The organism is Enterococcus sp. M-BR2, assembly GCF_056612775.1.
The window spans coordinates 1,582,931-1,598,821 of the sequence record NZ_CM152743.1 but is presented as its reverse complement, the minus strand read 5'-3'; the positions used below and the strand labels follow the sequence as shown (position 1 = coordinate 1,598,821).

The window sequence follows — 15,891 nt, the reverse complement described above, 5'->3', positions numbered from 1 at the left end:
ATTGGAAATATAGATTGAAAAAATGAAAGCAATAAGTAAAATAAAATGAATATATGCGAAAAAATAATTTACATTAGGAAAAACCTTGTAAAAACAGTTTTTTGGCATATTTATTTTTTATAAATATTTGTAAAATACCTATCAATTTTTTAGTTAAAAGATTGGAAATGAGTAGGGGAGGAATTGAAGAAAGGATTTTCGAGAGATGATATGGTAGGTTTTATTTTTAGTTAGAATAGGGGAGATAGAAAAAATGAAAAAGTGTAGAAATATTATTTTATCAATGTTATTTATTATTACTAATATAACATCACTGATTCCTGTTCATGTCTATGCGGATGCAGGCAGAGATATCAGCAGTAACGTCACTTCGTTGACCGTGGACCCAACGAATATTACAGATGGAGGAAACATAAAAGTAAAATTCTCGTTTGACGAAAAAAAACAAGATATCCAGCCAGGTGATTATCTTTGGATCAATTGGCCAAGTGAAGGAAATATTCGCGGTGAAGGATTCCAGAAAGAAATCCCATTAATGATTGAAAATAAAAATGTTGGAACTTTAACGGTCAGAAAAGATTCTGCACAGGTTGTATTTAATGAAAATATTAAAAACATAGACTCAGTAGAAGGGTGGGGGCAATTTGAGATCCAGGCCAGAAACGTAACCGATACTGGTGAAGAAAATACGGGGCCATTCACCGTGATGAGTGGTGACAAAACGGCTACTGTAAATGTGACAAAGCCAGCTTCTGGTTCTTCTTCTAGCGTTTTTTATTATAAAACAGGAGACATGCTTCCTGAAGATACTGAGCACATTCGATGGTTTTTGAATATTAACAATGACGGCACTTACGTTGAACAACCAGTTAAAATCAGTGATGAAATCCAAAGTGGACAAAGATTAGATCCAAGTACGTTTGAAATTAATCAAATACACTTAGGTGAACAGAAAGTTTACAGAGGAGAAGAGGGAATCCAACAATTTTTACAAGATTTCCCCGGTGCTACATTTGATTTTTCAGTAAATGATAATTACATTGAAATAACTATACCAAAAAACTTTGTCAATCTTAGGAAAATAATGGTGAGTTATAAGACGATTATAGAAACCCCAGAACAAACAAGTTTTGAGAATCATTCGAAAGCTTGGTTTAAAGAAGTTAATAAACCTGCTGTTGATGGAGAAGGTTTCAATCATACGGTTAAAAATATTTCAGCTTCTGGTGGAGTCAACGGTACAGTTAGAGGCGAATTGAAGATTTTCAAATATATCAATGGCACAGAGATTGGTATCCCAAATGTGACTTTCGAATTAAGACGAGCAGATGAACAGCCTATTCAAGGACAGTCTAGTATCCTGTTGACTTCGAATGAACAGGGAGAAGTTAGTATCAAAGGTCTGCAAGTAGGAGATTATGTTGTAAAAGAAAAAGAAGCACCCAATTGGATTGATTTTGATCCACTAAGTTCAAATGAACTCAAATTCTCCATAAATGAAAATGATACAGAGGGAGTCAGTTTACCTATTTATAACAAGAAAAAGGTTACGAACATCACAGCAACTAAAATTTGGAACGGTGGAACCACTCCCAGACCAAGTATTTATTTTAAATTATTCAGAGAAAGTACAAACAATTGGGAACCAGTTCCTGATGCAGAAACAAAGCGATTAGATAATGGAATAACTTCAGTGACTTGGGAAGATATCCAACAGTATGATGATAGTGGAAACGAATATACGTTTAAAGTGCAAGAAGTAGACCAAAACGGAAATGATTACGTCCCTTCAGGTTATCAAAAAATTGAAAACGGGCTAGTCGTTACAAATGAGAATAGAGAAGTCATTTCGGTCTCAGGACAAAAAACATGGGAAGACAATGAGAATCAAGACGGTAAACGACCGACAACGATCACAGTGAATCTATTAGCCGACGGTCAACCAATCCAACATAAAGAAGTAAGTGAAAAAGATGATTGGCACTATCGTTTCACAAATCTGCCAAAATACAAAGACGGGCAAGAAATCATCTATACTGTAACGGAAGACAATGTACCAGAATACAGTACGACAATTGACGGGTATAACATCAAAAACAGTTATACACCGGGCAAAACAAATATATCTATACCAGGTAGCCATATAACACCGTGGAAAAATTTTCCAGAGAAGACATAGAGAGAGAAAATTAGAAATCTATTCTCTCAAAAATTGCAAATATTTGCTCATACAGGAGAATCTAGCGAACAAAGAACCAATTATATTAGTAAGAGAGCTGTACCTAAACAGATAACAAATAAATCAAAAAACATTCTTCCTAAAACAAGTAGTAAAAAATCTAGTTTTGCTGTAATCATTGGTTTATTGATAGTAACTATCTGTACAGGGATATTCTTACAAAAATATAAAAAAGTTTAGATAGAATAATTTTTGTTATTCAGAATATAATATTTTTTGTTAAATATGACTGAAAGCAAAAGGATAAAATTCCGCTTTATAATCAAAAAGAGCATGGGACAATAGTAAAGAACACTTTTGTCTCACGCTCTAAACACGTATAAACGGCGGAAGCAGAAGCCACTCCTTCGGAAATAAGCTGAAATTCACAAAAATTTGAAAAGCAATTTTCGTGAATTTCTTCTTATCTCTTGGAGTTAAACGCTTCTGTCCCAGCCTCTTTTCGTAGAATCATTAAATATGGATTTGGCTAACTATGGAAGAATACTCTAGTTTTCAGCGTTCATACTAGTTGTTACATTGTTTGATTGGCTAAAAGAATTTCTGATATATTTTGTGCTAAATAAAGAAAAAGACGCTTGAATTGGGAATTAAGAAAACTACTCTATCATTACAAATTTTCATAAACTGGCAGATGTTCTAAGTAAACAAGTATCTTTTCAAAGTCGGAAAAATCCATGATCAACGTAGTGGTATTGATATTTGGATGAAAGCCTACGGTATCTTGACGATCAATAGCAGAATCGATCACGACTTGGATTTTTTTCTCTGTGTCGTGCATCAATGCTAATGGAGTCACTGTACCTGCTGGAATTCCTAGAAGGTCAGGAAGCTGTTCTTCAGAAACAAAAGATAAGCGCTTTTCTTTTAATTGTTCAGCTAGTTGTTTTAAATCGGCATGCTTTTCATCAGGCAAGATGACAAGATAGATTTTTTTTCCTTTTCTTGATTTCAATAATAGATTTTTTACTTGCGGACCAGGTAGGGAAAAAGGGATATTTTTGACTGACGTAATCGCAGGATGATCAACTTTTTGAAAAGAGATACCTAGTTTTCTTAGTAGTTCATAAGCTTCTTGTTCGGTTGCACGATTCATCGCGCATCACCCTCCTTTTTTTATTAGTGTATCATAAAAAAGAGTTGACAAGAGTTGACAAATGAAAAATAATCATGTAAATTACACGTAAAGTTAAAACAAATGACATCGAAAAGAAGAGTAGCAGTTAGGTGTTTTTAGAGAGTCTCTGGTTGGTGGAAAGAGGCAGCAGTTAACCGTGAAACACATCTTGGAGTCGATTTTCTGAAGCGTATAGTAGGAAAATCCGGGGAGCCCGTTACAGCTGCGGTCGTTGCTAGATGACCAGGTAAGGCTGGCTTTTCCGTGAGGAGTCGGTAAAAAAAGGTGGAACCACGTGATTAACGTCCTTTGATCTTCGGATCAAAGGACGTTTTGTTTTCATCTGATTTGCAACGACTGTGTGAGGTTTTTTCTGCAAGGAAAAAATAAACAGAGGTGGAACCACGTATAATACGTCCTCTTGGCATTTGCCAAGAGGATTTTTTTATTTTAAAGGAGGAAAAGAAGATGGAGTATTTAATTGAAGTTATGCCGCAATTATTAGTAGGAGCACTCACAACATTGAAATTATTTTTATTTACCTTGATTGGCTCGTTGCCATTAGGGATTATTTTAGCACTAGGATTGTCCTTGCATTTTAAGCCGCTACGCTACTTTCTTCAAACATATGTATGGATCATGCGGGGAACGCCACTATTGTTACAGCTGATTTTTGTTTTTTATGGTTTGCCGACGATTGGGATCGTTTTTGATCGATTCGAAGCAGCGCTCATTGCTTTTATCTTGAACTATGCCGCTTATTTTGCAGAGATCTTCCGTGGAGGGATACAATCGATTCCTCAAGGTCAATATGAAGCAGCGCAAGTTTTGCAATTAAGTCCCTTCCAAACGGTAACGAAAATCGTCATCCCGCAAGTGACAAAGATTGTTTTACCTTCTGTAGGTAATGAAGTTATCAACTTGGTCAAAGATTCTTCCTTGATCTATATATTAGGTTTGGGTGATGTAATGCGTGCCGGGAAAATCGCGATGGAACGCGACGCGACTTTACTGCCTTTGCTAGGAGTGGCAATCATCTATCTTACATTGACTGGTATTCTAACAATCGTAATGAAACAAATTGAAGGAAAATTAAATTATTACCGCTAACTGATAGGAGGAAGAAGTATGATTGAATTGAAGAAAGTGAACAAAGCATTTGGTGAAAAAGAAATAATCAAAGATTTGGATCTAATCATTCCAGATGGGAAAACATTAGCTATCGTAGGTCCTTCCGGTGGCGGTAAAACCACACTTTTACGTATCTTGGCTGGCTTAGAAAGCTCTGATAGCGGAGAATTTTATTTAGACGGTGTACCGTTCAATCCATTCGAACTTAAAATGAAAGAACAAGTTGTAGGAGTCGTATTCCAAGACTTCCAGCTATTTCCACATCTGAATATTTTTGAAAACATTACTTTAGCACCGAAAATGGTATTGAAACAGACAAAAGAAGAATACACCAAAAAAGCAGAAGAATTAGCGGCTTCATTAGGGATTAGCGATTTATTGAATAACTATCCTTATCAGCTTTCTGGCGGACAAAAACAACGGGTAGCGATTGCTAGAGCATTGGCCATGAATCCACGGGTATTGGCTTATGATGAACCAACGAGTGCTTTAGACCCTGAGTTGCGTCAGCAAGTCGAGCGTTTGATCCTATCATTGAAAGAAGACGGGGTAACCCAAATCATTGTCACCCATGATCTCGTATTTGCAGAAAATGTCGGTGATCAACTATTAAAAGTTTCCCCAATTCATTAAGAAAGGAAGAAGATAGAGATGAAAAAAATCAGTTTTCTATTCGCTTTGCTCGTAGGTCTTCTTCTTTTTGCAGGCTGTTCGAATAAAAAGGCTTCAGCAGATAATTGGGCGGCTATCAACGAAGAGAAAAAAATCGTTATAGGTTTGGACGATACATTTGTTCCTATGGGATTTAGAGATAAAGATGGGAAGCTTACAGGATTCGATATTGATTTAGCCAAAGCAGTCTTTGAACAATATGGGATTACGGTAGACTTTCAGCCTATTGACTGGTCGATGAAGGAATTTGAACTGAACAATGGAACAATCGACTTGATCTGGAATGGCTATTCCAAGACACCGGCAAGAGAAAAGAAAGTGCAGTTTACAAAACCTTATATGGAAAATGATCAAGTGCTGATCACACCTAAAGAATCAGGAATCACAAGCTTTGAGCAAATGAAAAATAAGAGATTAGGTGCGCAAAATGGGTCATCTGGTTATGATGTATTTACGAAACAACCAGAAGTGTTAAAAGAGAGAGTCAAAAACCAAGATGCTGTTTTGTACGATAGTTTTAATGAAGCACTGATTGATCTGAAAAGCGGACGGATTGATGGTTTGCTGATGGATAAAGTATATGCGGACTATTATTTGAAACAAAGAAACGAACTAGAAGACTTCAACATGACAAAAGGCTCTTACGAAAGTGAGGATTTTGCGGTTGGTGTGCGTAAGTCAGATGATACGTTAGTGAAGAAAATAAATGAAGCATTTGATCGATTAGAAAAAACAGGGGAATTCCAAAAAATCTCCAATAAATGGTTTGGTGAAGATGTCACGCCGAGAAATTAACAAATAGGGGACTGTGACAAAAGACGTGTCCCAGTTCCTTTTTCCGAATAAACAGTGTTCTCCTGCCAACTCTTCGGTCACAAGTCACGATATTCAACAAACATGAGAAACTGTTTTTCGAAATTGCTCCTTGTGACTCGGAGCTGAACGGCAGGCTCACAACCTCTTCCTTAAACGGTGTTCAAAAGCCAGTTTCTCGGTATTAAGTCCAATTTATGCAAAAATGTAGAAAGCCATTTCCACAAAATTTTTCTTAATACTCGAAACTAAGCGACTTTTTCACAACCTCTTTCTTAAACGGTGTTCAATCAGCTGACCCTCGGTATTAGCTCAACAAACGGCAAAATATGAGGAACTATTTTTCCGTTTGTTTCTCTAATACTCAGGACAAAGCGCTGATTTCACAACCTCTTCCTTAAACGGTGTTCAAAAGCCAGTTTCTCGGTATTAAGCCAAATTTATGCAAAAATGTAGAAAGCCATTTCCACAAAATTTTTCTTAATACTCGAAACTAAGCGACTTTTTCACAACCTTTTTCTTAAACGGTGTTCAATCAGCTGACCCTCGGCATTAGCTCAACAAACGGCAAAATATGAGGAACTATTTTTCCGTTTGTTTCTCTAATACTCAGGACAAAGCGCTGATTTCACAACCTCTTATACACGGTGTTCCAGAAGTACCTTCTTCGAAAAATAAGCCGAAATTTCACAAAAATTTGAGAAGCAATTTTCGTAAATTCCTTCTTATTTCTTGAAGCTGACCACTTCTTTCACAACTTCCTTTACATAATTTTATTTTGTTGTGGAAGGGGTTTCGTGTTATTCTAAAAGAGGAACGATTGAAGGTTATAGGAAAGGAAGAGATGAATGGAACACAAAGAACTTACCTCATTTCCAAAAGATTTTCTGTGGGGCTCTGCATCTGCAGCGTATCAAGTAGAAGGAGCTTGGCAAGAAGATGGGAAAGGCGAATCAGTCTGGGATCGATTTGTTCGGATTCCAGGAAAGACATTTAAAGGAACAAACGGTGATCTGGCAGTAGACCACTATCATCGTTATAAAGAAGATATTGCTTTAATGAAAGAACAAGGTCTGAAAGCTTACCGCTTCTCTGTAGCTTGGACACGGATTTTTCCTAATGGAAGAGGAGAAGTCAATCAAGCAGGGCTCGCTTTTTATGAGAGATTGATCGACGAATTGATCGAAAACGGTATCGAGCCTATGTTGACTTTGTATCATTGGGATCTTCCACAAGCATTGCAAGATGAATATAATGGTTGGGAATCACGTCAAATCATTGAAGATTTCACTAATTATGCAGAAACATTATTTGAGGCATTCCGTGGGAAAGTCCATTACTGGATTAGTTTGAATGAACAAAATATCTTTACTTCATTAGGCTATTTATTAGCAGCACATCCGCCAGGCGTGACGGATCCAAAACGAATGTATGAAGTCAACCATATCGCAAATCTAGCAAATGCATCTGTCATCAACAAATTCCATGAGTTAGAAATGCCTGGAAAAATCGGACCAAGCTTTGCGTATACGCCAAATTATCCAATCGACAGTAATCCTGAAAATGTTCTGGCAGCCGAAAATGCAGAAGATCTGATGGCCAATTATTGGATGGATGTCTACATGTGGGGTAAATATCCTATTGCTGCTATGAGATTCTTAGAAGAAAAAGGATGGGCGCCAACGATTGTAGCTGGCGATGCAGAATTGCTAGAATCAGCCAAGCCAGATTTCCTTGGGATCAATTACTATCAAACAGCGACGAATGCATTCAATCCATTAGATGGAGTTGGAGCAGGAAAAATGAATACGACTGGGAAAAAAGGTTCATCAGAAGAAACAGGGGTTCCTGGAATGTATAAAAAAGTTGAGAATCCATTTGTCGAACGAACAAATTGGGACTGGGAGATCGACCCAGAAGGCTTAAGGATCGGATTGCGTCGTATCACAAGCCGTTACCGCATGCCGGTACTGATCACGGAAAATGGCTTAGGAGAATATGACAAGTTGACAGAAGACAAACAAATCCATGACGACTATCGAATCCATTACTTACAAAGCCATGTCAAAGCAATCAAAGAAGCAATTTCGGATGGCGCAGAAGTATTAGGCTATTGTACATGGTCTTATACAGATTTGCTGAGTTGGCTGAACGGTTATCAAAAGCGATATGGATTTGTATATGTCGATCAAGATGAAACACAAGAAGGATCTTTGGAACGATATAAGAAAGACAGTTATTACTGGTACCAAAAACTGATTGAAGAAAATGGAGAGAACCTTTAGTTCTCATGCTTAAAACAAGAAGGTACGGCTGGATATGGCCGTGCCTTTTTTTGATAAAATCATTTAGAAATTAAGAAAAACTGTAAAATAAGCTGAAAAATGAAAGAAAGCGTCAGTTCTTTCAAACAAAACTTTAGTTCCCTTGCTTTTTTTTGTATAATGAAACTTGATGAAATGAGGGATAATAAATGGCACAAAAGAAACGGCCTACTAAGAAAAGGAAAAAGACGAAAAAAACGAAAAAGCAAAAACAGCAGCAAGAAAAAATGCTGACGATTGGTGTTGGATTTGCCTTGGTTCTATTTGCTGTATTCGGCTTTTTAAAATTAGGTTTTTTAGGAATATTGATTGCAAACGGCTTTCGGATCATTGCAGGAAATACTTACCAAATCCTCTGTCTTTTATTAGCCGTATTAGGATTTTGGATTGTCATTAAGAATACAGAGTTTTCAATTGGCAAAAACCGACGCTGGTTTGGCGGTATACTCTTTTATTTCGGTATCTTATTATTGCTACATGCCCATTTATTCGGCAAACTCCATACTGGGGAACCAAATATCATGGGGACGACATGGGACTTATTGGCTAGCGATATAAAACAAAGTCAAGTAGATAATAACGTTGGCGGAGGGATGATCGGAGCAATTCTTTATCATTTCACTTATTTCTTGATTGCACAGCCTGGAAGTTATTTAGTAGCCATTCTATTACTGGCGGGTGGAGCATTCTTGTTCAGTAATTTGGAAGGCTATCAGCTGCTGAATGGTATCCAATCAATTGGAGAACGGGTACAGGAATTATTGGAAGGTGATCCTGCCAAGCAAGCTCAAAAGCAAGCGGCAAAGGAAGAAAGAATGAAACAGCGTGCAGAAGCGAAAGAAGCGAGACGCTTAGCGGCACAAGAAGCAGCAGAAAAAGAAGCAGTAGAATATGAGAAGAAAAAAGCTGTGAACCAGCAAAGGAAAAATACTCCTGATGAATGGCAGGAACAAGAAAATGCCGAACCTGAGCAGTTAAGTTTTGTTCCAATTGACAGTTTTCAAGAAAATATCCATCCTGCGAATCTAGAAAAACCAGTCCCAGATACACCAAAACAGACCAATACAGCAGAAGGTTATGCTAATGAGTTGCCAGAGGATGACGGTACCTCATTAGAATTTGAGATCGAAGCAGAACAGGAAAATCAAGATTATGAATTGCCGACAGTTGACTTGCTTGATTCTATACCAACTGTGGATCAAAGTGATGAGTATAAAAAAATTGAAAAAAATATCGGTGTATTGGAACAAACTTTCCAAAGTTTCGGTGTGGATGCTAAGGTCGTCAAAGCTAGTTTAGGCCCATCCGTCACAAAATTCGAAGTCCAACCAGCTGTAGGGGTAAAAGTAAGTAAAATCGTGAACTTAACAGATGATATCGCACTTGCTTTAGCAGCGAAAGATGTTCGGATGGAAGCGCCGATCCCAGGTAAATCACTGATTGGTATTGAAGTACCAAATGGAAAGATCAGTATGGTTTCCTTTAGAGAAATCATCGAAGCTCAGCCAAACCATCCAGATAAATTACTGGAAGTACCCTTAGGACGTGATGTTTCTGGACGAGTACAAACGGCTGATCTTTCGAAAATGCCTCACTTACTTGTAGCTGGTTCGACTGGTAGTGGGAAGTCAGTAGCAATCAATGGGATCATTACAAGTATATTGATGCGTGCTAAGCCCCATGAAGTAAAACTGATGATGATCGATCCGAAAATGGTTGAATTAAATATGTACAACGGGATACCTCATCTGTTGACGCCGGTCGTAACGAACCCTAGAAAAGCGGCACAAGCCTTACAAAAAGTAGTACAAGAAATGGAAGAACGATATGAAAAATTTGCGGCAACTGGTGTAAGAAATATTTCTGGTTACAATGAATTTGTTCAGCAGAAAAACTTAGAAAACGGAACGAAACATCCAACCTTACCATTCATCGTAGTAATCGTAGATGAATTAGCTGACTTGATGATGGTAGCTAGCAACGAAGTCGAAGATGCGATTATTCGTTTAGCGCAAATGGCTCGGGCAGCGGGCATCCACATGATCCTAGCTACTCAACGTCCAAGTGTGGATGTTATCACAGGGATCATCAAAGCAAATGTACCTTCTAGAATGGCATTTGCTGTATCAAGTGGTACAGATTCTCGGACGATCATCGACTCTAATGGAGCAGAAAAGCTCTTAGGGCGAGGAGATATGCTGTTCTTGCCAATGGGTGAGAATAAACCTATCCGTGTGCAAGGAGCGTTCATCTCTGACCATGAAGTGGAGCGGATCGTTCAATTTGTTACAGATCAGCAAGAAGCTCATTATGAAGAGAAAATGATGCCGACAGATGAAGTTGAAACGGCAGGTGCCCCAGAACAGCCACAAGATGAGCTGTTTGAGGAAGCAAAAGCACTTGTTGTTGAAATGCAAACAGCAAGTATCTCCCTTCTCCAAAGAAGATTTCGAATCGGTTACAACCGAGCCGCTCGACTCGTAGATGAACTGGAAGCTCATGGAGTTGTTGGCCCATCAGAAGGAAGTAAGCCTCGGAAAGTATTCATTGATCAAGAGGAAACATCAGAACCACTGCCGGAAGATAATGATATGTAAAACTTGTTCAATGAACGGTTGAAAAACGAATAACTATATAAAAAAGACAAGACATGATGATACCAAGAGAAAAAATGGCTTTTTTCCCATCTTTTCTAATACGGTACGATGTTTTGTCTTTTTTGATTTTTATGAGATGAAAGTTCTATTCGATTTATTTGTGAAGTATTGCATTAACTAAACGAATCATGTATAGTATGTAGCGAAACTTTGAGAAAAAGAGGGAAAATACTTTGGAAAAACAATCCATCTATGGCTTGACGAATGAAGAATTAATCAATTGGTTTATAGAAAACGGTGAGAAAAAATTCCGAGCTGCCCAAGTTTGGGAATGGTTGTATCAAAAACGTGTAAGTAACTTCACAGAAATGACGAATCTATCAAAACAATTGATAGAAAAATTATCGGCACATTTTATCATCAATCCTCTGAAACAAATGGTCGTCCAAGAAGCTTCGGACGGTACAGTAAAATATTTGTTTGAACTTCCTGATAAAAATATGATCGAGACCGTACTAATGAGACAAGAATACGGCTTGTCCGTTTGCGTGACCACACAAGTAGGATGTAATATCGGCTGTACATTTTGTGCAAGCGGGTTGCTTAAAAAGAACCGTGATTTGACCGCTGGAGAAATCGTCGCGCAGATCATGATGGTTCAACATTATTTTGATGAGCGCAATCTTGGCGAACGTGTTTCCCATGTCGTCGTAATGGGAATCGGTGAGCCATTTGATAATTACGACAATGTAATGGACTTTTTGCATATTATTAATGATGCCAAAGGATTGGCGATTGGTGCGCGACATATTACAGTTTCTACTAGTGGCTTAGCACACAAAATCAAGGAATTCGCTAATAACGGCTTGCAAGTAAATCTGGCTATTTCCTTGCACGCGCCGAATAATGAGGTGCGAACATCGATTATGCGGATCAATCGAAGTTTCCCAATTGAGAAATTGATGGAAGCTGTGGATGAGTATTTAGAGAAAACAAACCGTCGAATCACGTTTGAATATATCATGTTGAATCAAGTAAATGATAGACCAGAGCATGCGCAACAATTAGCAGATCTATTAAAAGATAAGAAAAAGTTAGCATATGTCAACTTGATTCCATATAATCCAGTCAGTGAACATGATCAATATTCTCGCAGTCCAAAAGCTGATGTATTGAGATTTTATGATGTATTGAATAAAAACGGCGTAAACTGTGTGATACGTAAAGAACATGGTACAGATATTGATGCAGCTTGCGGACAATTGCGAAGCAAGCAAATGAAAAAAACAGCTGCCAAATAATCGTAGCCTGCTTTGTTTTTTCAATTACCATAAAAGGAGCAGTTTTATTAATTAAGGAACTGTCCAACTTAAATAAGTGAAAAGATTCTATAGCGAAAGTTATAAAGCGTTTTTTGACAAGAAAAGCCCTCATCAAGCAAAGAAATGTCGTCAATTTGATGACAGCCTGCTTGATGGGGGTTTTAGCAATTATTTAACTGATTTTCTTATATCCTTGCTGGCTTTCTTGTGTAGCATGATAAGTTTCTACGTCAAGAATGGCCTGTTTAAATTTTTCTCGGGAGATTTCATAAGGCACGTGTTTGATATCATTTGTGGTCATGGCTTTATCTAAGATTGCTTCTAAATCGGTCGTGATATTGAGATTCATGTCGGTTAACGATACTGGAAGTTGTTTTTTTCATAAACACATAGATTTTATCAAACAAATCGAACTGCTGATCCATCATCAATAAGGTCAGTACACCATAACTGACAGATGCTCCGTGAAGGTATCCCTCCATTTTTTTTAGAGGTCGTACTGCAATAGAATATGTGTACCTTAGCAGAAATAGTATTTCTGGAGTTTTTTTTGCTTTATAAGCAGGGCAGCCGATTAGTTTGCTAGAGAAATAATTGACTGCTAAAGAATTTGAGCGAGAACATTTCGTTTTTTCAAAAGGACTGTTAGAATAAGCAAGAACAAGGGGGAAGACGTATGATAATCAGTGAATTTGACCGTAATAATCCAGTATTGAAAGACCAGCTTTCTGATTTACTGAGACTGACTTGGCCGGAAGAATATGGAGACAGCTCGGCAGAAGAAGTAGAAGAAATGATGAATCCAGAACGAATCGCGGTAGCAGCGGTAGACCAAGATGAGTTAGTAGGATTTATTGGTGCAATCCCTCAATACGGTATCACAGGTTGGGAATTGCATCCATTAGTTGTAGAAAGCTCTCGACGAAAGAACCAAATAGGTACTCGATTAGTCAATTACTTAGAAAAAGAAGTAGCTTCCAGAGGAGGAATAACGATTTATTTAGGTACGGATGATTTAGACCATGGAACAACGTTAAGTCAAACGGACCTGTATGAGCATACGTTTGATAAAGTGGCTTCCATCCAGAACCTTCGTGAACATCCGTATGAGTTCTATGAAAAATTAGGTTATAAAATCGTAGGTGTCTTACCAAATGCAAATGGTTGGGACAAACCGGATATTTGGATGGCAAAAACGATTATTCCTCGACCAGATTCTCAATAATAAAAAGAGGTTGTGAAATCAGCGTCCTGACCTGAGTATTAGCTCAACAAACGGAAAAATAGTTCTTCATATTTTGCCGTTTGTTGAGCGAATATCGAGGGTCAGCTGATTGAACACCGTTTAGTGGAGAGGTTGTGAAAAAGCTGTCCTGCATCAAGTAATAAGAGCAGCCAAACAAAAATAGCTCCTCCTATTTTTCATTTGGTTGGGCTTATTGCCGGAGATGCAAGCTTTTGAACACCGTTTAAGAAAGAGGTTGCGAAATCAGCGGTTTGACCTGAGTATTAGAGAAACAAATGGAAAAATAGTTCCTCATATTTTGCCATTTGTTGAGCTAATACCGAGGGTCAGCTGATTGAACACCGTTTACCCAGAGGTCGGGAACTTGCCGTTTCACTCTGAGTCACAAGGAGTAATTTCAAAAAACAGCTTCTCATGTTTGATGACTATTGTGACTTGTGACCGAGGAGTTGGCAGGAGAACACCGTTTATTCGGATAAGGAACTGTGAAAAGACTTTTGTCACAGTTCCTTTTTTTTATTCTTTTTTATCTTTGTATGGCAATAATAGACAATATAACAAAAATTATTTAATGGTTACTGGAAGGCAATAGAAAACCTTGTACAAAGCTATTTTTTCTGAAAAATTCCTTGAAACCTCACGAAAAAATCATTATTTTATGTAAAAGACAAAAAAAAGTGTTGATTTTTTAATAATTATTCATTAAACTCTTAAACAACTTCAGAAAATATTAATTATTCTGAAAATTCCAATAAAGGGGTACGTAAAATGAAAAAGAAATTTACATTTGGTTTGGTTGCGGTATGCGGCCTTGTACTTGCTGGATGTTATGGCGGCAGTTCAGCCACAAGCAGTAGTTCAGCAAAAAGCGGTTCTGCAGATGGAGGAGGCGTATTTAACTTAGTCGTGCCTCAAGAAATGCCTACAGCTGACTTATCAGTTGCAACAGATACAATCAGTTTTACAGCATTGAATAACGTTTATGAAGGAATTTACCGTCTTGATGAAGACAGCAAACCACAGCCGGCAGGAGCTAGCGAGTTGGCAGAAGTCAGTGAAGACGGATTAACTTACAAAATCAAATTACGAGAAGATGCAAAATGGTCAAACGGTGATCCTGTTACAGCAGCGGATTATGTTTATGGCTGGCAACGAACAGTAGACCCAGCTACAGCTTCTGAATATGCTTACCTGTATGCGCCAGTTGAAAACGCAGAAGACATCACAGCTGGAAAGAAAGATAAATCAGAACTAGGGATCAAAGCAGTTGGCGACTATGAATTAGAAATCAAATTGACGAAACAAACACCATATTTCCAATACCTGCTTGCTTTCCCATCATTTTTCCCACAAAAACAATCCGTAGTGGAAGAAAATGGGGATGCCTATGCATCTGCAAGTGATAAAGCTGTTTATAATGGACCATTCACATTAGAAGATTTCGATGGACCAGGAACAGATACAGAATGGACTTATAAGAAAAATGACCATTACTGGGACAAAGACACAGTAAAACTTTCTGAAATCAAAGTCAGTGTAGTAAAAGAATCTTCTACTGCGTTGAACTTATTCAAAGATGGCCAAGCAGATGATGTGATCTTGTCTGGTGAATTAGCACAGCAAAACGCAAACGATCCAGCTTATACTTCTGTTAAAGAAGCACGGACAAGCTATATCGAATTCAACCAACGTGAAAAGAATTCACCATTCAACAATGTGAACCTAAGAAAAGCTATTTCTTATTCAATCGATCGTGAAGCTTTAGTAAAACAAGTACTAGGTGACGGATCAGTTGTCTCTACAGGATTGATCCCATCAGATATGGTAAAAAGTCCAACAACGAACGAAGACTTTGCAAAAGAAGCTGGAAAATTAGTTTCTTATGACAAAGATAAGGCAAAAGAATATTGGGAAAAAGCGAAAAAAGAATTGGGCGTTGATTCTTTAGAATTTGATTTGATGGCTTCTGATGATGATTCATCGAAAAAAGTAATCGAATATGTTCAAAACTCAATCCAAGAAAACTTGGATGGCGTAACAGTCAAACCAACACCTGTTCCATTCTCTGTGCGTCTTGACCGCTCAACTTCGGGTGACTTTGACGCAGTACTAGGCGGATGGGCTGCTGACTATGCAGACCCAAGCAGCTTTACTGATTTGTTTGTCACAGGTAATTCATACAACCGTGGTCGTTGGAGCAATGCAGAATATGACGAAGCAGTTAAAGCAGCTTCATCAACAGATGCTGGCGATGAACAAGCCCGTTGGGATGATTTCCAAAAAGCAATCAAGATCATCTCTGATGATATGGGTGTCGTTCCGGTGTACCAAAAAGCAGAAGGTCACCTAGTGAATGAAAAAATCAAAGGTATCGTTCACCATGCTGCAGGCGCTTCATGGGATTACAAATGGACATACGTTGAAGAATAA

Annotated in this window: 9 protein-coding genes, 3 pseudogenes and 1 other annotated feature; of the genes and pseudogenes, 10 read left to right on the top strand and 2 right to left on the bottom strand. The window is 38.0% G+C overall.

The window, feature by feature from the left end; genetic code table 11:
- Positions 1 to 253: 253 nt before the first annotated feature.
- Positions 254 to 2,419, top strand: a pseudogene (gene acm, locus AC1F25_RS07800) (collagen-binding MSCRAMM adhesin Acm).
- Between the two features lie 430 nt (positions 2,420 to 2,849).
- Here the strand turns inward: acm and AC1F25_RS07795 are convergent.
- Positions 2,850 to 3,335 (bottom strand): prolyl-tRNA synthetase associated domain-containing protein, encoded by a 486-nt coding sequence (locus AC1F25_RS07795; protein WP_002310123.1) that lies wholly within the window; start codon positions 3,333 to 3,335, stop codon positions 2,850 to 2,852.
- 99 nt (positions 3,336 to 3,434) lie between these two features.
- Positions 3,435 to 3,669 (top strand) — a binding site (T-box leader).
- 155 nt (positions 3,670 to 3,824) lie between these two features.
- Here AC1F25_RS07795 and AC1F25_RS07790 point away from each other — a divergent pair.
- The 7 genes and pseudogenes from AC1F25_RS07790 to AC1F25_RS07760 all read left to right on the top strand — a co-directional run bounded on the left by AC1F25_RS07790 (position 3,825) and on the right by AC1F25_RS07760 (position 12,391).
- Positions 3,825 to 4,466 (top strand): amino acid ABC transporter permease, encoded by a 642-nt coding sequence (locus AC1F25_RS07790; RefSeq protein WP_151668916.1) that lies wholly within the window; start codon positions 3,825 to 3,827, stop codon positions 4,464 to 4,466.
- Between the two features lie 18 nt (positions 4,467 to 4,484).
- Positions 4,485 to 5,120, top strand: coding sequence for an amino acid ABC transporter ATP-binding protein (locus tag AC1F25_RS07785; RefSeq protein WP_002314089.1), 636 nt, complete (start codon positions 4,485 to 4,487; stop codon positions 5,118 to 5,120).
- An 18-nt stretch (positions 5,121 to 5,138) separates the two neighbouring features.
- Positions 5,139 to 5,954 carry an amino acid ABC transporter substrate-binding protein gene (locus AC1F25_RS07780; RefSeq protein ID WP_002310125.1) on the top strand — a complete coding sequence of 272 codons (816 nt, stop codon included), beginning with the start codon at positions 5,139 to 5,141 and terminating at the stop codon, positions 5,952 to 5,954.
- Positions 5,955 to 6,820: 866 nt separating this feature from the next.
- Complete coding sequence (locus tag AC1F25_RS07775) at positions 6,821 to 8,257, top strand: glycoside hydrolase family 1 protein (protein ID WP_002310127.1); 1,437 nt, start codon at positions 6,821 to 6,823, stop codon at positions 8,255 to 8,257.
- A 188-nt stretch (positions 8,258 to 8,445) separates the two neighbouring features.
- Positions 8,446 to 10,893, top strand: coding sequence for a DNA translocase FtsK (locus AC1F25_RS07770; RefSeq protein WP_479994019.1), 2,448 nt, complete (start codon positions 8,446 to 8,448; stop codon positions 10,891 to 10,893).
- 233 nt (positions 10,894 to 11,126) lie between these two features.
- Positions 11,127 to 12,194 (top strand): dual-specificity RNA methyltransferase RlmN, encoded by a 1,068-nt coding sequence (rlmN, locus tag AC1F25_RS07765; protein WP_479994018.1) that lies wholly within the window; start codon positions 11,127 to 11,129, stop codon positions 12,192 to 12,194.
- A pseudogene (locus AC1F25_RS07760) lies at positions 12,184 to 12,391 on the top strand (hypothetical protein). Before rlmN ends, AC1F25_RS07760 begins: the two are co-directional and overlap by 11 nt.
- Here AC1F25_RS07760 and AC1F25_RS07755 read toward each other — a convergent pair.
- A pseudogene (locus AC1F25_RS07755) lies at positions 12,388 to 12,758 on the bottom strand (iron-containing alcohol dehydrogenase family protein); the annotation flags it as partial. The pseudogenes AC1F25_RS07760 and AC1F25_RS07755 overlap by 4 nt on opposite strands.
- A gap of 133 nt (positions 12,759 to 12,891) precedes the next feature.
- Between AC1F25_RS07755 and AC1F25_RS07750 the strand changes: the two are divergent.
- Positions 12,892 to 13,440 carry an aminoglycoside 6'-N-acetyltransferase gene (locus tag AC1F25_RS07750; RefSeq protein ID WP_002293989.1) on the top strand — a complete coding sequence of 183 codons (549 nt, stop codon included), beginning with the start codon at positions 12,892 to 12,894 and terminating at the stop codon, positions 13,438 to 13,440.
- Positions 13,441 to 14,229: 789 nt separating this feature from the next.
- The gene (locus AC1F25_RS07745) at positions 14,230 to 15,891 is read left to right on the top strand and encodes a peptide ABC transporter substrate-binding protein (protein ID WP_002289796.1); all 1,662 of its coding nucleotides are present in this window, start codon (positions 14,230 to 14,232) and stop codon (positions 15,889 to 15,891) included.